General features: G+C 31.1%; 18 protein-coding genes, 1 pseudogene and 2 other annotated features. All 19 genes and pseudogenes read left to right on the top strand.

Going from position 1 to position 21,003, the window contains the following annotated elements:
- Positions 1-207: formate--tetrahydrofolate ligase (locus tag ACLVEP_RS11335; protein ID WP_412584921.1), on the top strand; the 207-nt coding region annotated here is incomplete at its 5' end.
- Between the two features lie 12 nt (positions 208-219).
- Positions 220-708: a 5-(carboxyamino)imidazole ribonucleotide mutase gene (purE, locus tag ACLVEP_RS11330; RefSeq protein ID WP_412584920.1), complete on the top strand. Its 489-nt coding sequence runs from the start codon at positions 220-222 to the stop codon at positions 706-708.
- A gap of 13 nt (positions 709-721) precedes the next feature.
- Positions 722-1,426 (top strand): phosphoribosylaminoimidazolesuccinocarboxamide synthase, encoded by a 705-nt coding sequence (purC, locus tag ACLVEP_RS11325; protein WP_412584919.1) that lies wholly within the window; start codon positions 722-724, stop codon positions 1,424-1,426.
- A 15-nt stretch (positions 1,427-1,441) separates the two neighbouring features.
- Positions 1,442-2,464 (top strand): annotated as a pseudogene (gene purM, locus ACLVEP_RS11320) (phosphoribosylformylglycinamidine cyclo-ligase).
- Positions 2,458-3,051 carry a phosphoribosylglycinamide formyltransferase gene (gene purN, locus ACLVEP_RS11315; RefSeq protein WP_032090143.1) on the top strand — a complete coding sequence of 198 codons (594 nt, stop codon included), beginning with the start codon at positions 2,458-2,460 and terminating at the stop codon, positions 3,049-3,051. Before purM ends, purN begins: the two are co-directional and overlap by 7 nt.
- The gene (gene purH / locus ACLVEP_RS11310) at positions 3,052-4,575 is read left to right on the top strand and encodes a bifunctional phosphoribosylaminoimidazolecarboxamide formyltransferase/IMP cyclohydrolase (RefSeq protein WP_147580214.1); all 1,524 of its coding nucleotides are present in this window, start codon (positions 3,052-3,054) and stop codon (positions 4,573-4,575) included.
- A gap of 9 nt (positions 4,576-4,584) precedes the next feature.
- Positions 4,585-5,838 carry a phosphoribosylamine--glycine ligase gene (gene purD / locus ACLVEP_RS11305; RefSeq protein WP_412584916.1) on the top strand — a complete coding sequence of 418 codons (1,254 nt, stop codon included), beginning with the start codon at positions 4,585-4,587 and terminating at the stop codon, positions 5,836-5,838.
- Positions 5,839-5,849: 11 nt separating this feature from the next.
- The gene (locus ACLVEP_RS11300) at positions 5,850-9,605 is read left to right on the top strand and encodes a phosphoribosylformylglycinamidine synthase (RefSeq protein ID WP_412584915.1); all 3,756 of its coding nucleotides are present in this window, start codon (positions 5,850-5,852) and stop codon (positions 9,603-9,605) included.
- Position 9,606: 1 nt separating this feature from the next.
- Positions 9,607-10,986 carry an adenylosuccinate lyase gene (gene purB / locus ACLVEP_RS11295; RefSeq protein ID WP_412584913.1) on the top strand — a complete coding sequence of 460 codons (1,380 nt, stop codon included), beginning with the start codon at positions 9,607-9,609 and terminating at the stop codon, positions 10,984-10,986.
- Positions 10,986-11,237, top strand: coding sequence for a hypothetical protein (locus tag ACLVEP_RS11290; protein ID WP_412584912.1), 252 nt, complete (start codon positions 10,986-10,988; stop codon positions 11,235-11,237). The genes purB and ACLVEP_RS11290 overlap by 1 nt, the downstream gene beginning before the upstream one ends.
- 99 nt (positions 11,238-11,336) lie before the next feature.
- Positions 11,337-11,524, top strand: a binding site (T-box leader).
- 33 nt (positions 11,525-11,557) lie between these two features.
- On the top strand, positions 11,558-12,841 hold the full coding sequence (gene hisS / locus ACLVEP_RS11285; protein WP_412584911.1) for a histidine--tRNA ligase: 1,284 nt from the start codon (positions 11,558-11,560) through the stop codon (positions 12,839-12,841).
- Positions 12,834-14,585, top strand: coding sequence for an aspartate--tRNA ligase (gene aspS / locus ACLVEP_RS11280; protein WP_412584910.1), 1,752 nt, complete (start codon positions 12,834-12,836; stop codon positions 14,583-14,585). Before hisS ends, aspS begins: the two co-directional genes overlap by 8 nt.
- Complete coding sequence (locus tag ACLVEP_RS11275) at positions 14,578-15,645, top strand: M24 family metallopeptidase (RefSeq protein WP_412584909.1); 1,068 nt, start codon at positions 14,578-14,580, stop codon at positions 15,643-15,645. Before aspS ends, ACLVEP_RS11275 begins: the two co-directional genes overlap by 8 nt.
- 149 nt (positions 15,646-15,794) lie before the next feature.
- Complete coding sequence (locus ACLVEP_RS11270; RefSeq protein ID WP_146139603.1) at positions 15,795-16,130, top strand: type II toxin-antitoxin system PemK/MazF family toxin; 336 nt, start codon at positions 15,795-15,797, stop codon at positions 16,128-16,130.
- 110 nt (positions 16,131-16,240) lie between these two features.
- Positions 16,241-17,551 (top strand): UDP-N-acetylmuramate--L-alanine ligase, encoded by a 1,311-nt coding sequence (locus ACLVEP_RS11265; protein WP_412584907.1) that lies wholly within the window; start codon positions 16,241-16,243, stop codon positions 17,549-17,551.
- A gap of 47 nt (positions 17,552-17,598) precedes the next feature.
- The gene (locus ACLVEP_RS11260; protein WP_412584905.1) at positions 17,599-17,886 is read left to right on the top strand and encodes a DUF948 domain-containing protein; all 288 of its coding nucleotides are present in this window, start codon (positions 17,599-17,601) and stop codon (positions 17,884-17,886) included.
- Positions 17,887-17,900: 14 nt separating this feature from the next.
- Entirely contained in the window at positions 17,901-18,377 is a 477-nt protein-coding gene (locus tag ACLVEP_RS11255; RefSeq protein ID WP_412584903.1) for a YtxH domain-containing protein, read from the top strand.
- The gene (locus ACLVEP_RS11250; protein WP_412584902.1) at positions 18,377-19,381 is read left to right on the top strand and encodes a LacI family DNA-binding transcriptional regulator; all 1,005 of its coding nucleotides are present in this window, start codon (positions 18,377-18,379) and stop codon (positions 19,379-19,381) included. The genes ACLVEP_RS11255 and ACLVEP_RS11250 overlap by 1 nt, the downstream gene beginning before the upstream one ends.
- A gap of 62 nt (positions 19,382-19,443) precedes the next feature.
- Positions 19,444-19,641 (top strand) — a binding site (T-box leader).
- A 31-nt stretch (positions 19,642-19,672) separates the two neighbouring features.
- Positions 19,673-20,905 carry a tyrosine--tRNA ligase gene (tyrS, locus tag ACLVEP_RS11245; protein ID WP_412584901.1) on the top strand — a complete coding sequence of 411 codons (1,233 nt, stop codon included), beginning with the start codon at positions 19,673-19,675 and terminating at the stop codon, positions 20,903-20,905.
- Positions 20,906-21,003: the final 98 nt, after the last annotated feature.

The following is a 21,003-nucleotide window of genomic DNA, read 5'->3' as shown; positions in this document are numbered from 1 at the left end:
ACACAATACTCATTATCAGATCAAGCATCCTTACTTGGTCGACCAACAGGATTTACTGTTAAAATCAATGATATTATTCCATCTGCTGGAGCAGGATTCTTGGTTGCTATATCTGGTGATATTATGCGTATGCCAGGGCTTCCAAAACGTCCAGCGGCTGTTAATATGGATATTGATGAAGATGGAAAAATTATAGGTTTATTCTAAAAGGAGAGAAAGATGAAAGTTGCTATTATTATGGGTTCAACTTCTGATTTACCTAAAGTTGAACCAGCTATTTCAATTTTAAAAAATTATGGTGTTGAAGTGAATGTTCGTTGTTTATCTGCTCATAGAGCGCATTTAGGACTTTCTCGTTTCATTAAAGAAACAGAAACAGATGGAACAGAAGTTATTATTACAGCTGCAGGAATGGCAGCAGCCCTTCCAGGTGTGGTGGCCAGTCAAACAGTTTTACCTGTTATTGGTGTTCCAATTGCAGGAAGTAATTTAGATGGAATGGATGCTTTATTATCCATTGTTCAAATGCCTTCGGGTATTCCAGTAGCGACTGTTGCTATTAATGGAAGTAAAAATGCGGCTTATTTAGCACTTCAAATTATGGCTATTAAACATAGTGAAATCAAAGAAGGGCTACTTAAAGAAAGAAAACAAATGGAAGCTGACGCAATGAAAGCTAACGATGAAGTTATAGAAAAATACAAATAGGGGGAAAAGAAAAATGGCAGAATTATTGTATGAAGGAAAAGCAAAACAAGTTTACAAAACAGACAAGGAAGATGAATATTTAATTCATTATAAAGATGATGCAACAGCAGGTAATGGTGTTAAGCATGATAAGTTTGAGGGTAAAGGTGTTTTAAATAATACAATTTCTTGTATTATCTTTGATATGTTAGAAGAAGCTGGAATCAAAACACACATGATTAAAAAATTAAATGAAAGAGATATCTTAGTTAAAAAAGTAGATATCTTCCCATTAGAAGTTATTGTTAGAAATATTACAACTGGGTCTTTTTGTAAAAGATTAGGGGCGCCTGAAGGGATTGTTTTAGATGAACCAATCTTTGAAATGAGTTATAAAAATGATGAATACGGTGATCCATTAATTAATGATGATCACGCTGTTGCTTTAAAACTTGCAACAAGAGAAGAATTAGCATACATCAAAGAAACAACATTAAAAATCAATGAATTATTAAAAGAATTCTTCTTATCAATGAATTTAAAACTTGTTGATTTTAAAATTGAATTTGGTAAAACAGCTGATGGTACAATTTTATTAGCTGATGAAATTTCACCAGATTCATGTCGTTTATGGGATGTTGATACAAACCAAAAATATGATAAAGATGTATTTAGACAAGATATTGGAGATTTAATTGAAACCTATAAAGCTGTTTTAGCAAGAATGCAAAATAAATAATTAAGGAGAATAAAGATGGATTACAAAAAAGCTGGAGTCGATATTGAAGCAGGTTATAAATCAGTAGAATTAATGAAAGAACATGTTAAAAAAACAATGCGTCCTGAAGTCTTAGGAGGACTTGGTGGTTTTGCTGGTGCTTTTGATTTAAGTGGAATTAAAAATATGGAAGAACCGGTTTTATTATCAGGAACAGACGGTTGTGGAACAAAAGTAAAACTTGCTTTTGTGATGGATAAACACGATACAATTGGAATTGATGCTGTTGCGATGTGTGTCAATGATATTGCTTGTTCTGGAGGAGAACCACTTTTCTTCTTAGATTATATTGCTTGTGGTAAAAACTATCCTGAAAAGATTGCTTCAATTGTAAGTGGTGTTGCTGAAGGATGTTTACAATAATGTGCTTTAGTTGGTGGTGAAACTGCTGAACATCCAGGTTTAATGCCTGAAGATGATTATGATTTAGCTGGTTTTGCTGTAGGTGTTGTTGATAAAAAAGATATTATTGATGGTTCAACAATTAAAGCAGGAGATACACTTATTGGTATTGCTTCAAGTGGTGTTCATTCAAATGGTTTTTCACTTGTTAGAAAAGTGTTTGAAATGACAAAAGAATCATTAGATACATACTATGATGAATTAGGAAAAACTTTAGGAGAAGCTTTAATCGAACCAACACGTATTTATGTAAAAGCTTTAAAAAATGTAAAAAATGCGGGTGTTAGAATTAAAGGATGCTCTCATATTACAGGTGGAGGTTTCTTTGAAAATGTTCCAAGAATGCTTCCTGAAAATGTAAGAGCAGTCATTAAAAAAGAAAGTTATCCAGTACCAGCTTTATTTGATTTAATTCAAAAAAATGGAAATATTGAAGAACATATGATGTATAACACATTCAATATGGGTCTTGGTATGGTAATTGCAGTTAATCCAGAAGATGTTGAAGCAACAATGAAAGCTATTGAAGAAGCAGGAGACAAATGCTATGTTGTTGGAAATATCGTTGAAGGAGATAAGGGCGTGGATCTATGCTAAAATTTGCGGTCTTTGTTTCTGGTGGAGGAACAGATTTACAATCTATTATTGATGCCAAAAACGAAGGAAAGATCAATGGCGAAATCGCTCTTGTTCTTTCTAATCGTCAAAAGGCTTATGGTTTACAAAGAGCTAAAGATGCTGGTATTGAAACAGCAGTTGTCAAAAAAGATGATGCTTTGATTGTAAAGATGTTAAAAGAAAGAAATATTGATTTTATTGTCTTAGCGGGTTATCTAGCAATTTTAACGGATGAGTTAATTGATGCATATCCAAATAAAATTATGAACATTCATCCTTCCCTTATTCCTTCTTTTTGTGGACCAGGAATGTATGGAATGCATGTTCATGAAGCTGTATTACAACGTGGTGCAAAGGTTTCGGGGGCAACCGTGCATTTCGTTTCAAATATTGTCGATGGGGGACCGATTATTAAACAAGTTGCTTGTGATATATCGGATTTAGATACAGCGGATGATATTCAAAAAAGGGTGTTAGAGATTGAACATAAATTATTACCTGAAGTTGTAGGGTTATATTGTGATAATAAGATAAAAATTATTGATGGAAAGGCAAAGGTAATTTAAATGAAAAGAGCTTTAATTTCAGTTACTAATAAAGATGGGGTTGTTGATTTTGCTAAAGGATTAGTAGAATTAGGTTTTGAAATTGTATCAACAGGAGGTACAATGAAAGTTTTACAAGAAAATGGGGTTTCTTGTATTGCGATTGATGATGTAACAGGATTTCCTGAAATGTTAGATGGACGTGTTAAAACACTTCATCCAATGGTTCATGGAGGACTTTTATATCGTCGTGATTTACCTAGTCATGTTGAAACAATTAAAAAACATGGGATTCATCCAATTGATTTAGTATGTGTTAACTTATATGAATTTGAAAAAGCTTTAAAAGCTGGTAAAGATTTACCAGATATGATTGAAAATATTGATATTGGTGGACCATCAATGATCCGTTCAGCAGCTAAAAACTTTAAAGATGTTTTAATTGTTACGGATCCAAAAGATTATGACAATGTTTTAGATGCAATTAAAAATGATACAACTGATTTTGATTTTAGAATGAATCTTGCTTATAAAGCATTTTCTATGACAGGTGCTTATGATGCGATGATTTCAAGATACTTTGCAGATCAAGTAGGAGATCAATTCCCAGATACATTAAATCTTTCATTAAAGAAAGTAGAACATTTACGTTATGGTGAAAACTCTCAACAAGCAGCTAATAAATATGAAGATAGCTATGTTCAAAAATCTTTATTAGATTATGAACAACTTCATGGTAAAGAAATTTCATTTAACAATGTAAACGATTTATATGGAGCTGTTGCACTTGTTAGAGAATTTGGAGATCAAATCGTTACAGCAGCCATCAAACATTCAACTCCTTGTGGTGTTGCTATTGGAAATACAGGTTATGATTCTTATATGAAAGCCTATGAAGCTGATCCTCAATCTATCTTTGGTGGAATCGTTGCTGTTAACTATAAAATCGATAAAGCGACAGCTGAACAAATGCATAAGATTTTCTTAGAAATCGTGGCAGCACCAGATTTTGATGATGATGCTTTAGAAATCTTAAAGAAAAAGAAAAACTTACGTATTTTAAAACTTAAAAACTTAGATGCACGTGGTGCTAAATATGATATTAAATATCTTGAAGGAAAAGTATTAGTTCAAGAATTAAATACAAAAATGATTGATGAAATGAAAGTTGTGACAAATGCACAACCTACAAAAGAACAACTTACAGATATGGAATTTGGTATGAAAGTTGTTAAATATGTAAAATCAAATGCTATCTGTATCGTTAAAAATGGGGTAACACTTGCTATTGGTGGAGGACAAACGTCAAGAGTATGGGCCCTAGAAAACGCTATTCATAACAATCCAGATAAAGATTTCAATGGATCAGTACTTGCATCAGATGCTTTCTTCCCATTCAATGACTGCGTTCAAGTGGCTGCAGATGCAGGGGTTCAAGCAATTATTCAACCAGGTGGTTCAATTAGAGATCAAGATTCAATTGATTTATGTAATGAAAAAAATATCCCTATGGTATTTAGTGGATATAGACACTTTAGACACTAGGAGGCTTATATGAAAGTTCTTGTAATCGGTAGTGGTGGTCGTGAACATGCGATTGCTTATAAATTAAAACAAAGTCCAAAAGTAACTGATCTTTATGCAATTCCAGGAAACCCTGGGATTGCAAGTTTAGGTACATGTGTACCAGGTTCAGTAGAAGATAATGAATTTATTGTTGATTTTATTCAAAAGAATCAAATCGATTTAACAGTTATTGGTCCAGAAGTTCCTTTATGTAATGGTCTTGCTGATGATATTGAAAAAGCAGGTTATAAAGCTTTTGGTCCTCAAAAAAAAGCAGCAACGTTAGAAGGAAGCAAAGCTTTCTCTAAAGATTTTATGATTAGACATCATATTCCTACAGCAAAATATGTTGAAGTGACAGATTTTGAAAAAGCTTGCAAAGAAGTTGATCAATTTGATTTTCCTTTAGTAATCAAAGCAGATGGTCTTGCTGCTGGAAAAGGTGTTGTTATTGTTGAAAATAAAGAAGATGCGATTTCTACTTTAAAAGAAATGATGGTTGATGGTGCTTTAGATGGTGCCGGAAGTAAAGTTGTATTAGAAGAATTCTTAACTGGATTTGAATGTTCTTTACTTTGTTTTACAGATGGTAAAACAATTGTACCAATGGTTTCAGCAAAAGATCATAAACAAATCTTTGATGGAAATAAAGGACCTAATACAGGTGGTATGGGAACTGTTTCTCCAAATCCATTTTTACCAGAAGGTATGGATGAAGTCTTAAAAAAAGATATTCTTGATCCATTTATGCAAGGACTTAAAGAAGATCAAATGGACTATCGTGGGGTTGTTTTCATTGGTTTAATGATTGAAAATAATCAAGCTAAAGTACTTGAATTCAATGTCCGTTTTGGTGATCCTGAAACACAATCAATCCTTCTTCGTTTAGAAAGTGATCTTTATGAAATTATGGATGCTTGTGCGACTTATACTTTAGATCAAGTAGATGTCAAATGGTCAGATGACCACGTGGCTTGTCTTGTTCTAGCAAGTGGTGGATATCCAGGTAAATATGAAAAAGGAATTGAAATTAAAAATATTGACAAAGTAAGTGATGATATTGTTGTTTTCCATGCGGGAACAGCTTTAAAAGACAGTAAACTTGTGACAAATGGTGGACGTGTTTTAAATGTATGTGCAAGAGGTGCAAATTTACAAGAAGCACTTGCGAAAGTCTATGAAACTGCTACAATTATTACATTCGATGGTATGTACTATCGTCATGATATTGGACTTAGATAGGAGAGAACTCTATGACAAATGTAAGAAGAATTTATGTAGAAAAAAGAAAAGAATACGCAACAGAAGCGCATGAAATTCAAACAAACCTCGTTGAACAATTAGGTTTAACGATTCATTCACTTCGTATTGTTCATCGTTATGATGTACAAGGAATTAGTGAAGAAATCTTACAACAAGGAATTAATACAATTCTTGCTGAACCAATGGTGGATCATGTTTATGATGAAACATTTCCAATGAATGAAAAAGAATCTGTCTTCGCAATTGAATTTTTACCTGGTCAATATGACCAACGTGCTGATTCATGTGAACAATGTTTCCAAATTCTAACAGGAACATCTTCGACAAAAGTAAGATGTGCCAAACTTATTGTAGTAGACATTGATAAAAATGAAGATGTTTTAAATCAAATCAAACATTATTTAATTAACCCGGTTGATCAAAGAATTGCTTCTTTAGAAAAACCAGAACATTTAAATGATGAAACACCTGATATTAAACCTGTACCAACATTAACAGGATTTAACGATTTAGATGAAGCAGGATTAAATCAATTCTTAAAAGATAATGGAATGGCTATGAATCTTGATGATTTAAAAGTAACTCAAGATTACTTTAAAAATGAAGAACATAGAGATCCTACAGAAACAGAAATTAAAGTATTAGATACATATTGGTCAGATCACTGTCGTCATACAACATTTGCGACAGTTATTACAGATATTGATATTCAAAATGGTGCTTTTAAAGAAATCTTAGAAAAAGATATTGAAAGCTATAAAACAAGTAGACATGCAGTTTATGGGGTAAATACAACAAGACCTCTTACTTTAATGGATCTTGCAACTATTTCAATGAAAGAACTTCGTAAAAAAGGATATCTTGATGATATGGAAGTTTCTGAAGAAATTAATGCATGTTCTATTGAAATCACTGTTCATACAAATCAAGGAGATGAACAATGGTTATTAATGTTTAAAAATGAAACACATAACCATCCTACAGAAATCGAACCATTTGGGGGAGCTGCTACATGTTTAGGTGGGGCTATTCGTGATCCACTTTCAGGACGTGCTTATGTATACCAATCAATGCGTATTACTGGTGCAGGTGATCCAAGAAAAACATTAGCTGAAACAACACCAGGTAAATTACCTCAAAGAAAAATTTGTCAAGAAGCTGCTCATGGTTTTTCAAGTTATGGTAACCAAATTGGTTTAACAACAGGTTATGTTCATGAAATCTATGATGAAGGTTATATCGCTAAACGTATGGAAGTAGGAGCTGTCGTAGCTGCTGCCCCAAAAGAACAAGTAAAACGTTTAGAACCACAAAACGGACAAATTGTCTTATTAATTGGTGGACGTACAGGACGTGATGGTATCGGTGGTGCTACTGGTTCTTCAAAATCTCATGACGTAAAATCAATTGAAACAGCAGGTGCTGAAGTTCAAAAAGGAAATCCTGTTGAAGAAAGAAAAATTCAAAGATTATTTAGAAATAAAGCTGTCTCAGAAAAAGTTGTTAGATGTAATGACTTTGGAGCTGGTGGAGTTTGCGTTGCTGTTGGTGAACTTGCTCCAGGACTTGATATTGATTTAGATGCTGTTTTGAAAAAATACGATGGTTTAACAGGTACAGAACTTGCTATTAGTGAATCACAAGAACGTATGGCCATTGTTGTTAATGACTATGATGTTGATTTCATTAAAGAAGAATGTGCAAAAGAAAACTTAGAAGTTGTTCAAGTTGCAACTGTCACAGATACAAATCGTTTAGTGATGAAACACATGGGTAAGGATATTGTTAATATTTCTCGTGATTTCTTAGATGCTGCAGGAGCAAAACGTTATCAAAATATTGAAGTTGAATTACCAGACTTTGAAAGCACACCATTTGATGAAGAAGAAAGAACTGATTTTGTTGATACAACAAAAGAAGTATTATCAAGATTATCTGTTGCTTCGCAAAAAGGTCTTGTTGAAAGATTTGACTCATCTATTGGAAATGGTACAGTTTTATCTCCTTATGGTGGACGTAAATACCACACAGAAACAGAAGGAATGGCTGCTTTAATTCCTGTTTTAGGAAAAGAAACAACAACTGCTTCTTTAATGGCTTATGGTTATAATCCAAAAATTTCTAAATGGTCACCATATCATGGTGCTATGTATGCTGTTGTTGAAAGTGTAGCTAAGATTGTTGCAATGGGTGGAAATTATCATACAATTCGTTTTTCATTCCAAGAATATTTTGAAAAATTATTAGATGATCCAAAACGTTGGGGTAAACCATTAGCTGCTTTACTTGGAGCTAATCGTGTTCAACAAGAATTGAAACTTCCATCAATTGGTGGTAAAGATTCGATGTCAGGAACATTTGAAAATATTTCAGTTCCACCAACACTTGTTTCTTTTGCGATTACAGCAAGTGATGTTCATGATGTTATGACACCAGAAGCAAAAGAAGCTGGACATATTTTAGCGGAAGTTCAAATTAAAAAAGATCAATTTAGAGTCTTTGATTTTGATCATTTACAAAAACAATACGATGCTATTCAAGATTTAATGAAACAAAAGAAAATTTATTCAGCCTATACAGTTAAAGATGGTGGTGTGATTGAAGCTGTTTGTAAAATGGCTTTTGGTAATGGCTTAGGAGCTGCTTTCAATACAGATTATTCACTTGCTTCTTATGTTGAAAAGAATTATGGAAATATCATTGTTGAAGTAAAATCTGAAAAAGATCTTGCAGGTTTAGATTATCGTGTTGTAGCTACTTTAAATGATAGTGATAAATTCTCTTATGGTATGGATACAATTGCTATTCAAGATGCTTATGCAATCAATAAAGCACCATTAGAAAGTGTTTATCCTACAAGAGAAAAAGCACCTACACAAGATATTAAAGTTGCTGAATGTAAAACAAGATCAACTTTAAAAGCAAAACAATATATTGAAACACCATTAGTTGTTATTCCAGTATTCCCAGGAACAAACTGTGAATATGATTCAAAACGTGCTTTTGAAAAAGCAGGAGCAAAGGTTGAACTTGTTTTAATTAGAAATAAAACAGAAGAAATGTTAAAAACATCTATTGATGAATTGGAAAATGCCATCAAACGTGCTAATATTGTGATGCTACCAGGAGGATTCTCTGCTGGTGATGAACCTGAAGGTTCAGGTAAATTTATTGCAACAGTTTTAAGAAATCCAAGATTAAAAGCTGCAATTAGTGATTTATTAGATAATAGAGATGGTTTAATGATTGGTATTTGTAATGGATTCCAAGCACTTATTAAATTAGGATTACTTCCATATGGTGAAATTAGAGATATGTCTGAAAATGATGCAACTCTTACATTCAATACCATTGGACGTCACTTATCTCAATTTGTAGATACACGTATTGGTTCTGTTAAATCACCATGGCTTGCTAATGTTAATGTGGGAGATGTTCATGTTATTCCTATTTCTCATGGAGAAGGACGTTTTGTTGCTCCTAAAGAAGTTATTGATGAATTATTTGCTAATGGACAAGTATTCTCTCAATACGTTGATCCTAATCGTAAAGTTACAATGCAAACACCATACAATCCAAATGGTTCAATGTATGCAATCGAAGGTATTGTTTCTCGTGATGGTCGTGTACTTGGTAAAATGGGACATAGTGAACGTCAAGGAGAAAATCGTTTTAAAAATGTTTATGGTGAAATGGATCAAAAATTATTTGAAGCTGGTGTAAATTATTTTAGAGGTGGTAAATAGAATGGATAAACAACAATTTGAATGTTTTACATTAAGTCCTTTAGATGGACGTTATGCAAGTATTAAAGATGCTTTAGGTGAATATTTTTCTGAGTATGCTTTAGTAAAATATCGTGTTTTTGTTGAAATTCAATGGTTAAAATTCTTAATTGAAAATGTTGAAAGTGATGTACTTTCTAAATTCAACAAAGATAATTTAGGACAAATTGAAGCTATTTCAAAAGATTTCAATTATGATTCTTTTAAAGCAATTAAGGATATTGAATCTGTTACAAGACATGATGTCAAAGCAGTAGAATATTTTATTGGAAATCAATTAAAAGATATGGGTTATGATTATTTAATCAGCTTTGTTCATATTGGATGTACTTCAGAAGATATTAATAATACATCTTATGCTTGTATGATCAAACATGGTTTAAATGATGTTTGGTTAAAGAAAGCAAAAGAATTTACTGCTATTATTAATAAGTGGGCTGTTGAACATAAAAATGATGCGATGTTAGCTCATACACATGGTCAACCTGCAACACCAACAACAATTGGTAAGGAATTTAAGGTTTACGCTTATCGTTTTACTTCAAGTATTGAAAATATTGAAAATATTAAAATTAAAGCTAAATTTAATGGGGCAACAGGGAACTATAGTGCTATTTTAACAGCATTCCCTCAATTAGATTGGCAAACTCTTAATAAAAAATTTGTAGAAGAATATTTAGGATTAACATATAATCCTTTAACAACACAAATTGAAAGTCATGATTATACATGTCATATTTTAGATGGTATCCGTCATTTCAATAATGTGTTAGTGGACTTTGATGTTGATATGTGGTTATATATTTCAATGGAATACTTCAAACAAATTCCTGTAAAAGGAGAAGTAGGAAGTAGTACAATGCCTCATAAAGTCAATCCAATTCGTTTTGAAAATTCAGAAGCAAATGTTGATATGTCTAATAATATTTGCGTTGGTTTATCAAATAAATTACCTAAATCACGTATGCAAAGAGATTTATCAGATAGTTCAAGTCAAAGAAATATTGGTTTAGCTTTTGGTTATTCTTTACAAGCAATTAGTGAAACAACAAATGGTTTAGCTAAATGTGTTGTTAATAAAGATAAACTTGCAGCTGACTTAAATGAAAAATGGGAAGTTCTTGCTGAACCAATTCAAACAATGCTTAGAAAATATGGTATTTCTGATGCTTATGATCAATTAAAAGAACTTACAAGAGGTAAAAACATTTCACAAGAAGCAATCATGGAATTTGCAAAAGGATTAGATGTTTTATCAGATGAAGATCGTCAAACTTTATTAGATATGACACCTGCAAGTTATATTGGTTATGCTTCTGACTTATGTGATATTGATTTATAATGATTGATCGTCGCGCAATAAATATTTTATATAATGATCAAGTTGGCAAAAAGCTGGTAGAAGACTTCTATCAGCTTCTTGTTGTTTATAGTCAAAATGAAAAAACAAAACCTGTTGAAAGTTGCCTTTTAAAATTGAATGATATTGCTAGAAAAAAGAAAACACGTCTTGTTTATTATGATAATCATAGTTTAAAGGAAGATTTGTCACAATTTATTGTAGAAGAGTATCGACTTTCAAAAATGAAATAATATTGATACAAAATTGAGACATAAAAGTAAAAAAAACGTGGTATACTAAAGATGCTAGAAATAGGAATTGATTTTTTAGCTATTATTTTATATAATCTTTGTAATCCATTGAGCAAGATTAAATAGTGGAAATAATGTAGAGAAAAGATGGTTGGTGAAAATCTTTATATGGAAACTATGGGACACTTGTGAGGAATTACTTGAAAAGAGTAATCGTTAATCGCGTTAAGATGAAAGTGCGTATGAAAATACGAATTAAGGTGGTACCGCGTTGAAACGTCCTTATAGGGGCGTTTTTATATTTTTAAGGAGGAAAAATAATGGGATATAGTGCACCAAGAGGTACGGTAGATATTTTACCTGGACAAAGTGAAAAATGGATTAAATTAGAACAATTATTAAGAACAATTGCGGCTAATTATAATGTTAAAGAAATGAGAACACCTATTTTTGAACATGCTGAATTATTTAATAGAGCAGTTGGTGATACAAGTGATGTTGTTTCTAAAGAAATGTATACTTTCCAAGATAAAAAAGGAAGATATATTTCACTTAGACCAGAAGGAACTGCAGGTATTGCAAGAGCTTATGTAGAAAATAAAATGTATGGTTTACCAGAAAAACTACAAAAAGTTTATTATATGGGACCAATGTTTAGATACGAAAGACCACAAAATGGTCGTCAAAGACAATTCCACCAATTTGGGGTAGAAATGTTAGGTGTTGAATCACCTTATGTAGATGTTGAATGTATGTTAATGGCAGTGACTGTTGTTGAAGCTTTAGGACTTCAAAATGTGACATTACATATCAATTCTTTAGGTGATGATGAATCAAGAGATGCTTATAGAGAAGCTTTAAAAGATCATTTTAGAGGTTATTTAGATGAATTGTGTGGGGATTGTAAGGCACGTTTTGAAAAGAATCCTTTACGTATTTTAGATTGTAAAGTAGATGCAAAACATCCAGCAATGAAAACAGCACCAAAAACAATTGATTATTTAAGTGCAAGTGCAAAGGAACATTTTAATAAAGTATGTTCTTTATTAGATGATTTGGAAATTGATTATGTTATTGATACAAATTTAGTAAGAGGATTAGATTATTATTCTCATACAGTATTTGAAATCATTTCTGATGATCCAAAATTAGGAGCAGGAGCAACTGTTGGTGGTGGTGGACGCTACAATGGTTTAATTGAAGAAATTGGTGGACCAGCTACACCTGGTGTTGGTTTTGCTTTTGGTATGGAAAGACTCCTTCTTGCTTTAGATGATGAAGAGGATGATGAAGAAGATGGTTTAGATTGTTATATTATGCCTTTAGGCGAAGAAGCAAAAGATCTTGCTATGCAAATTATTGCGATGTTAAGAGCAAATGGATTTACATGTGAAATGGATCATGTTTCTCGTGGTTTAAAAGGACAATTTAAATCTGCTGATCGTTTCAATGCTCATTTTTCTATTATTTTAGGTGAAGAAGAAGTAAAAAATGAAGTGGTTAATATTAAATGTAATCATGACAAAGAACAAGTTGTTGTACCATTAGAAAATATTTTGGCACATATTGAAAATCATTTAAGTGGGGGACATGAACATGAATAGAACACATAATAACGGTGAACTTCGTTTAGAAAATGTTGGACAAACAGTTGAATTAAAAGGATGGGTTGCTAAAAAGAGAAATTTGGGAGCTCTTGTATTTATTGATTTAAGAGATCGTTATGGAATTACTCAAATTATTGTAAATGAAGAAATGGAAAACATTTCTAAAGATATTAAAAATGAATATATTTTATATGTTAAAGGAACAGTTGTAGAACGTTCTAGCAAAAATCCAAATATGCCTACAGGAGATATTGAAGTTGATGCATCTGAAATCAAAATCATCAATACTGCCAATACAACACCAATTATTGTTGCAGATGATACAGATGCTTTAGAAGAAACAAGAATGCAATATCGTTATCTTGACTTAAGAAGACCTGTCATGCAAAATAAAATTTTAACAAGACATAAAATTACAAGAAGTATTAGAGAGTATTTAGATAGCCATGATTTTGTGGATATTGAAACACCTTATTTAAATAGATCAACTCCAGAAGGAGCAAGAGATTTCTTAGTACCATCACGTGTACATCATGGTGATTTCTATGCTTTACCACAATCACCTCAATTATTTAAACAATTATTAATGGTTGCTGGTTTTGAAAAATATTACCAAATTGCTCGTTGCTTTAGAGATGAAGATTTAAGAGCGGATCGTCAACCAGAATTTACTCAAGTCGATGTTGAAATGTCATTTATGACAACAGATGAAATCATCGAAGTCGGTGAAAATATGGTTGCTAAAGTCATCAAAGATGTAAAAGGTGTTGATGTTAAGTTACCACTTCCACGTATGACTTGGCATGAAGCAATGGAAACATATGGTATTGATAAACCAGATATCCGTTTTGATATGAAACTTGTTAATTTAAATGAAGTTGTTAAAGACGTTGATTTTATGGTGTTTAAATCAGCTTTAGAAAACAATGGATATGTTAAAGGGATTAATGTTAAAAATCATGCAAGTGATTATTCAAGAAAGAAAATTGATCAATTAACAGAACTTGCTAAAACTTATAAAGCAAAAGGACTTGCTTGGTTAAAGGTAAATAATGGTGTTGGAGAAGGACCAATTGCTAAATTCTTTAGTGAAGAACAAATGCAAAGATTAATTGAAGCGATGAATGGTGAAGATAACGATTTATTATTATTTGTATCTGATACAAAATATATGGTTGTTTGTGATGCGCTTGCAGCTTTACGTAATCATTTAGGAAAAGAATTAAAATTATATGATCCAAAAGAATTAGGATTATTATGGGTTGTTGATTTCCCAATGTTTGAATATGATGATGAAACTCAAAGATATTATGCAATGCACCATCCATTTACAAGACCTAAAGAATCAGATTTAGACAAGATTGATACAGATCCAGCAAACTGTCTTGCAGATGCTTATGATATTGTTTTAAATGGTTTTGAACTTGGAGGAGGTTCTCAACGTATTTATGAACAAGATTTACAACAAAGAGCTTTTAAAGCATTAAGTTTAACAGATGAACAAGTAAGAAATAAATTTGGTTGGTTCGTTGATGCATTAAAATATGGAACACCACCACATGGAGGATTTGCTTTGGGATTAGATCGTTTAGTAATGTTACTTACTGAAAGTGATTCTATTAGGGATGTTATTGCTTTCCCTAAAAACGCAAGTGCAACTTGTCCAATGTCTAAAGCTCCAAATAGTGTTGAAGAAGATCAATTAAAAGAATTAGGTATTGGAGTTTTAAAAGATGAATAATGAACGTATTCAAGAAATACTTGATTTAATGGAAGAAGCAAGATTGGATTACTTTTTAATAAGTGATCCTCAATCTATTGCTTATTGTACAGGTTATTATAATGATCCGCATGAAAGAATGTTTGTATTCATGGTTTCTAAACATGGGAATCATACATTATTTATGAATGACTTATTTTATTTAGAAGATGATTTAGATGTTAATATTGTATGGCATAAAGATGGACAAGATGCCATTCAAACAATTGTTGATGAAATGCATTTTCCTGGAAGAATTGGAATTGATAAAAATTGGCCATCACATTTCTTGTTATCTCTTATGAAAAAATTACCAGATGCTAAATATATCAATGCTTCACCATGTGTTGATTTAGTACGTATGAAAAAAGATATTCAAGAACAAGTTTTAATGATTGAATCTAGTAAAATTAATGATGCTGTTATGGAAGAAATCATTCCATTCATTCAAGAAGGTGTTACTGAAAAACAACTTGCTAAAAAATTGGATGAATTATTTTTTAATCATCATTCAACATGCTATGGAGCTATTGTTGCATTTGGTAAAAATGCTGCTGATCCACATCATGAAAATGATGATACACCACTAAAAAAAGGTGATTGTGTATTAATTGATATGGGATGTGTTTATCAAGGATACTGTTCTGATATGACGCGTACATTCTTTTACGAAGGAATTCGAGAAGAAGAAATTAAAGTTTATGAGATTGTTAAAAAAGCAAATGAAGCTGCAGAAGCACTTATTAAGCCAGGTGTTAAGTTATCAGAAATTGATAAATGTGCAAGAAAAGTGATTAGTGATGAAGGATATGGAAAATATTTTACACATCGTTTAGGACATTTTATTGGACGTGATGTTCATGAATATGGAGATGTTTCTTCAGTTAATGAAATGGAAGTTGAAGAAGGTATGATTTTTTCTATTGAACCGGGAATTTATTTAGAAGGAAATTTTGGAGTACGTGTAGAGGATCTAGTTATGGTAACAAAGGAAGGTTGCCAAGTATTAAATTCTTTTACAAAAGATATTTATATTATTTAAGACGAGCAATTTTGCTCGTTTTTTTGTATATAAAAATAGAAAATAGAGAAAACTTTTATAGTGAAATTATATTTGATAGCTCCTTCGAATAGACAAATTTTGTCAAACTAAAATTATATAATAAGTATGAATTAGAAAGGATGATTTATATGGAAGTTAAAAGAGGAGATTTGTTTTATGCTGATTTGAGTGTAGGGGTAGGAAGTGAACAATCTGGAATACGACCTGTTGTTGTCATTCAAAATGATAGTGGTAATCGTTTTAGCACAACAATTATTATTTCACCATTGACATCATCAAGAAAGAAAAATATTCCTACGCATACATTTATTAAATCTAGGGATGATTTAAAAGAAAATTCAATTGCTTTACTTGAACAAATGAGGACAATTGATAAATCACGTTTGATTAGAAAAATAGGAGAACTTACGCCATTAGAAATGGAACGTATTAATAAATGTATTCGTATTAGTTTAGGAGTTTAATCTTACATAGAATGTTTTTAAACGAGCAAAGCTCGTTTTTTTTAAAAAAAATACTCTTAACAAAGAAAAAGAAATAAAATTGTGATAGAATAAGAACCGAGGTGACAATTATGTATTATTTTATAGGAATTAAAGGGTCAGGAATGGCTCCATTAGCAACAATTTTATATGAATTAGGGAACGAAGTTGCTGGAAGTGATATTGACAAATATATATTTATTGAAGATGAATTGAGAAAGAGAAATATTCCAATTTATTCATTTAATAAAGATAATATAAAGGACGGTTATCATGTAATCATTGGTAATGCTTTTGATGAATCAAATGAAGAAGTTAAAGCAGCATTAGAAAATCCAAATGTTAAATGTACAAGATATTATGATTTCTTAGCTGATTTTATGGAACATTATGTTTCAATTGCTGTTGCAGGAACACATGGAAAAACAACAACAACAGGAATGGCTTATCATTTATTTGAAGACTTTGATAAGACATCTGTTTTAATTGGAGATGGAACTGGACATGGACAAGTTGGAAGTAAATATTTTATTTCAGAAACTTGCGAATTCCAAGATCATTTCTTACATTATCATCCAGATTATGCCATTATTAACAATATTGAATTAGACCATGTTGATTATTTTGGTAATCTAGAAAGATATATTCAATCATTTGAACAATTTGCTAAACAAGTAAAGAAAACAGTTATTGTATGGGGTGATGATCCAAATATCAAAAAAATTCATTTTGAAAAACATGTTTTAAGATTTGGTTTAGGTGAAAACAATGATGTTCGAGCAGTAAATGTTTTAGAAACACCACAAGGTTTATCTTTTGATGTTTATATTCATCAAGAATTATTTGGACATTTTAACATACCATTATTTGGAATGCATATGTTATATAATTCATTAGCAATCATTACACTTGGTTATCTAGAAGATATGTCTTATGATTATATTTTAAATAAATTACAAACTTTTAAAGGAACAAAACGTCGTTATACAGTAAAAACAGAAGGAAATAATGTTTTTGTAGATGATTATGCACATCATCCAACTGCAATTAGATATGTAATCGAAGCAACAAGAGTAAGATATCCTGGTAAGAAAATCGTTGCTATTTTCCAACCGGATCGTTTTTCAAGAGGTGCACGTTTTGCTAAAGAATTCGCACAAGAAATGGACAAAGCAGATTATCCATATTTCTGCCCATTCCCAGAAAATGCTAAACATGAAGACGGAATAGACATTGATATTTACGATATTTCTAAAAATAGTGCACGTGCTAAAGTCATTACTGAAGATGAAGCAGGTGTAAAGGAATTAATGCAATATGATAATTGTGTGTTCTTATTTATGAGTAGTAAAGATATTTATAAATTTGAAGAAATGTTGATAGAAGCTAAAAAATCTATATAAAAAGAGTAAATTATGGTACAATTATTAAAGAAAGTAGAGGGATGTTTATGACGACAATGGACATTTGTTACTGTGTTTTAATTTTAGCAGGTGCATTTTGTTTAGTTGCTTTAGGTGTTTTGTTTATTCGTACATCAACAGCAATCAAACAAACAGGGGATACTGTTGAAATGGCACAAGATACATTAAAAAGAGTTGATAAAGTCTTAGATGATGTCAATTATAAATTGGATTTATTAAATGCGCCTGTAGAAACAGTTGCAAAGTTCTTTGATCCTCAAAGACCAAAGTTTAATCCATTGAAAATAATGATGAGCTTTTTAAAGAAAAAATAGAAAGGTGAGATAGTATGAAGTTAGGAAGATTTTTAACAACTTTAGGAATTGGTGCTATTGCAGGGATGTTACTTGCACCAAAAAAAGGAAGTGAGTTAAGAGAAGAATTAAAAGGTAAAGGTAAAGAAACTCTTGACACTGCTAAAGAAATGACTGTAGAAGATTATCAAAAGTTAATTAGTGAAACAATTGATGGTCTTAAAAAGACAGTAGATGAATTTGATGTGGATGAATTCAAAGAAAATTCTTTAACAAAATTAAATGAGTTAAAAGATAAATTTGATGAGGTTGTTACTAAATTACAAGACAGTGATCAATATTCTAAATTAAAAGACCAAGTTGATAAAATTATTGTAGATGTAAATGATAAAGTAAATGATATAAAAGAAAAAGTGAGCGAACAAGAATTTGATGATTTTTCTGATTTAGAAGACGAAATTAATGACATTGAAGATGACCTAAATGTCATTATCGATGATTTAAAAGATTAATGAAAAAAGCTACGATTTATGATGTTGCAAGAGAAGCTGGAGTTTCTCTTGCAACAGTATCTCGTGTTATTAATGGATCATCAGTTGTTCGTGAAAAAACTAAAGAAAAGGTTATGAAGGTTATTGATGAACTGAACTTTAAACCTAATCAAATTGCTCGAGGTCTTGCAACTAATAAAACAACAACCATTGCAATAATCTTTCCACAATCACTTTTTGCACATGTTAAAGATATGATTGGTGGAATTGGTGATGCTGGTAGAACATTAGACTATAATATTACTATTTATACAACAGATGATATTGGAAATGGTCCAATGGATGATGTTATGGAAAAAGTGATTCGTACAAGAGCTGACGGTGTCATATTATTTAATAATGGTAACATTGATCAACAAATTGAATTGGTTAAAAAACATAGTATTCCAGCAGTTGTTATTGGTATGAAAGTCAGCGATGAATCAATTGGTTCTGTTTTTGTTGATGCACAAAAAATTACATATGATATTATCAATAATTATTTAGATAAAGGTAAGAAAGATATTGTTTTTGTAAGTCCTCAACAAAATCTTATTAGAACAGTAGATTTAATTGAAGGAATGAAAAAAGCATATCAAGATCATCAATTAGATTTTGATGAAAAAACACAAGTTATTAATACTTCTACTCACTATGAAGAAAGCTATACACAATTTGTGGAACATTTTAGAAATCATAAACATGATTTAGTTTTTGCAAGTTACGATAAAGAAGGTGTAGCTGTTGTAAATGCTGCTATTGATAATAAGATAGATATACCAAATGATATGGAAGTCATGGCAATGATGGATACAAGTTATTCGCTTATATGTAGACCATCTTTATCTACAATCCATCTACCAATTTATGATATGGGTGCTTTAGCTGTACGTTTACTTACTAAAATTTTAAATCAAGAAGAACTAGAAACAAAAGAAGTATGCGTAGGATATACAAATATTTATCGAAAATCAACAATCCAATAAACCACGAAAGTGGTTTATTTTTATAATTGCTTGACTTTAAATATGAATTCTAATATTATATACTTACAGCAATGAAAGAGACAAGTAGTATTATTGGATTGTCATAGAGAGCTTGTGGGTGGTGGAAACAAGCCAAGAGATAATATGAATACACTCTGGAGCTTCTAAGTGCAAAGCTTAGACGGTGCAAGCCGTTATCTATTTGAGTGTATGTCTTTGACATGAATTTAGGATGGTACCGCGATCAACTCGTTCCTATGGGAATGAGTTTTTTATTTTAAGGAGGAAATTATGAAAATTTATGATGAATTAGTTTGGAGAGGATTAATTAAAGATGTAAGTTCTCCAGAAATTGAAGAAAAATTAAATAATGGAGGACTAACTTTCTATATTGGAACTGATCCAACTGGAGATAGTTTACACATAGGGCATTTCTCTTCATTTTTAATTAGTAAGCGATTAAAAGATGCAGGGCATAATCCAATTTTATTAGTTGGAGGTGCTACAGGATTAATTGGTGATCCTAAACCTGATACAGAAAGACCAATGATTACTAAAGAACAAGTTCAACATAATTTTGATTGTTTAAAAGCGCAAGCACAAAAGATTTTTGGTTTTGAAGTTGTTAATAATTATGATTGGTCAAAAGATTTAAATTTTATTGATTTTTTAAGAGATTATGGTAAATATTTTAATGTTAACTATATGTTGAATAAAGATATTGTTAAAAGAAGATTAGATTTAGGAATTACTTATACTGAATTCTCTTATATGATTATGCAAGCAATGGATTTCTATTGGTTACATGAAAATAAAAACTGTCAATTACAAGTTGCTGGACAAGATCAATGGGGAAATATTACAGCAGGTATTGAATTAATTAGAAAGAAAACGGGAAAAGAAGCATATGGTTTTACAATGCCACTTCTAACAAAAAGCGATGGTACAAAATTTGGTAAAACAAATGGTAAAGCTATTTGGTTAGATAGAGAAAAAACTTCTCCTTATGAAATGTATCAATTCTTTATTAATTCAGAAGATGATAAAGTTATTGATTATTTGAAATTCTTAACTTTCTTAACTCCAGAAGAAATTATGGAATTAGAAGAAAAAAATAAAACACAACCTCATTTAAGAGAAGCACATAAAGCATTAGCTAAAGAAGTTATTACTTTCTTACATGGTGAAGAAGCTTATGAAGAAGCAGTTCAAGTTTCACAAACACTATTCTCAGGAAAAATTCAAAATTTAACTTTAGAACAAGTAGATGTTGCTTTTGAAGGTGTTCCAACAGTTGAAACAGAAGAAAATGAAATGAATATTTTAGATGCTTTGATTTTAGTAGGTGCTGCTAAAAGTAAAAGAGAAGCTAGAGAATTTGTAAATGGTGGATCTGTTTTAATCAATGGTGAACGTATTAAAGATTTAGAATTTACTGTTAAAAAAGAAGATGCTTTTGGGCAAAGCAAAACAGTTATTCGTCGAGGAAAGAAAAATTATTTTGTATTAAAATATAATGGATAAAAGCTCTTAGGAGCTTTTTTCATTTAGAATGTGGTATACTATCAAGGTAGAGTCTAAAGTTTATGAAAACTATATAAAATCATAGGTTTTAGGACTCA

It is taken from the genome of Faecalibacillus sp., from assembly GCF_047023275.1.
Taxonomy (GTDB): domain Bacteria; phylum Bacillota_I; class Bacilli_A; order Erysipelotrichales; family Coprobacillaceae; genus Faecalibacillus.
The sequence above is the reverse complement of the archived record's forward strand: the minus strand, read 5'-3'. Positions and strand labels throughout refer to the sequence as shown.

What these genes read in the sequence shown, in the direction of transcription:
- purE (WP_412584920.1), top strand. Translation starts at nt 220, where the DNA reads ATGAAAGTTGCTATTATTATGGGTTCAACTTCTGATTTACCTAAAGTT.
- purC (WP_412584919.1), top strand. Translation starts at nt 722, where the DNA reads ATGGCAGAATTATTGTATGAAGGAAAAGCAAAACAAGTTTACAAAACA.
- purN (WP_032090143.1), top strand. Translation starts at nt 2,458, where the DNA reads ATGCTAAAATTTGCGGTCTTTGTTTCTGGTGGAGGAACAGATTTACAA.
- purH (WP_147580214.1), top strand. Translation starts at nt 3,052, where the DNA reads ATGAAAAGAGCTTTAATTTCAGTTACTAATAAAGATGGGGTTGTTGAT.
- purD (WP_412584916.1), top strand. Translation starts at nt 4,585, where the DNA reads ATGAAAGTTCTTGTAATCGGTAGTGGTGGTCGTGAACATGCGATTGCT.
- ACLVEP_RS11300 (WP_412584915.1), top strand. Translation starts at nt 5,850, where the DNA reads ATGACAAATGTAAGAAGAATTTATGTAGAAAAAAGAAAAGAATACGCA.
- purB (WP_412584913.1), top strand. Translation starts at nt 9,607, where the DNA reads ATGGATAAACAACAATTTGAATGTTTTACATTAAGTCCTTTAGATGGA.
- ACLVEP_RS11290 (WP_412584912.1), top strand. Translation starts at nt 10,986, where the DNA reads ATGATTGATCGTCGCGCAATAAATATTTTATATAATGATCAAGTTGGC.
- hisS (WP_412584911.1), top strand. Translation starts at nt 11,558, where the DNA reads ATGGGATATAGTGCACCAAGAGGTACGGTAGATATTTTACCTGGACAA.
- aspS (WP_412584910.1), top strand. Translation starts at nt 12,834, where the DNA reads ATGAATAGAACACATAATAACGGTGAACTTCGTTTAGAAAATGTTGGA.
- ACLVEP_RS11275 (WP_412584909.1), top strand. Translation starts at nt 14,578, where the DNA reads ATGAATAATGAACGTATTCAAGAAATACTTGATTTAATGGAAGAAGCA.
- ACLVEP_RS11270 (WP_146139603.1), top strand. Translation starts at nt 15,795, where the DNA reads ATGGAAGTTAAAAGAGGAGATTTGTTTTATGCTGATTTGAGTGTAGGG.
- ACLVEP_RS11265 (WP_412584907.1), top strand. Translation starts at nt 16,241, where the DNA reads ATGTATTATTTTATAGGAATTAAAGGGTCAGGAATGGCTCCATTAGCA.
- ACLVEP_RS11260 (WP_412584905.1), top strand. Translation starts at nt 17,599, where the DNA reads ATGACGACAATGGACATTTGTTACTGTGTTTTAATTTTAGCAGGTGCA.
- ACLVEP_RS11255 (WP_412584903.1), top strand. Translation starts at nt 17,901, where the DNA reads ATGAAGTTAGGAAGATTTTTAACAACTTTAGGAATTGGTGCTATTGCA.
- ACLVEP_RS11250 (WP_412584902.1), top strand. Translation starts at nt 18,377, where the DNA reads ATGAAAAAAGCTACGATTTATGATGTTGCAAGAGAAGCTGGAGTTTCT.
- tyrS (WP_412584901.1), top strand. Translation starts at nt 19,673, where the DNA reads ATGAAAATTTATGATGAATTAGTTTGGAGAGGATTAATTAAAGATGTA.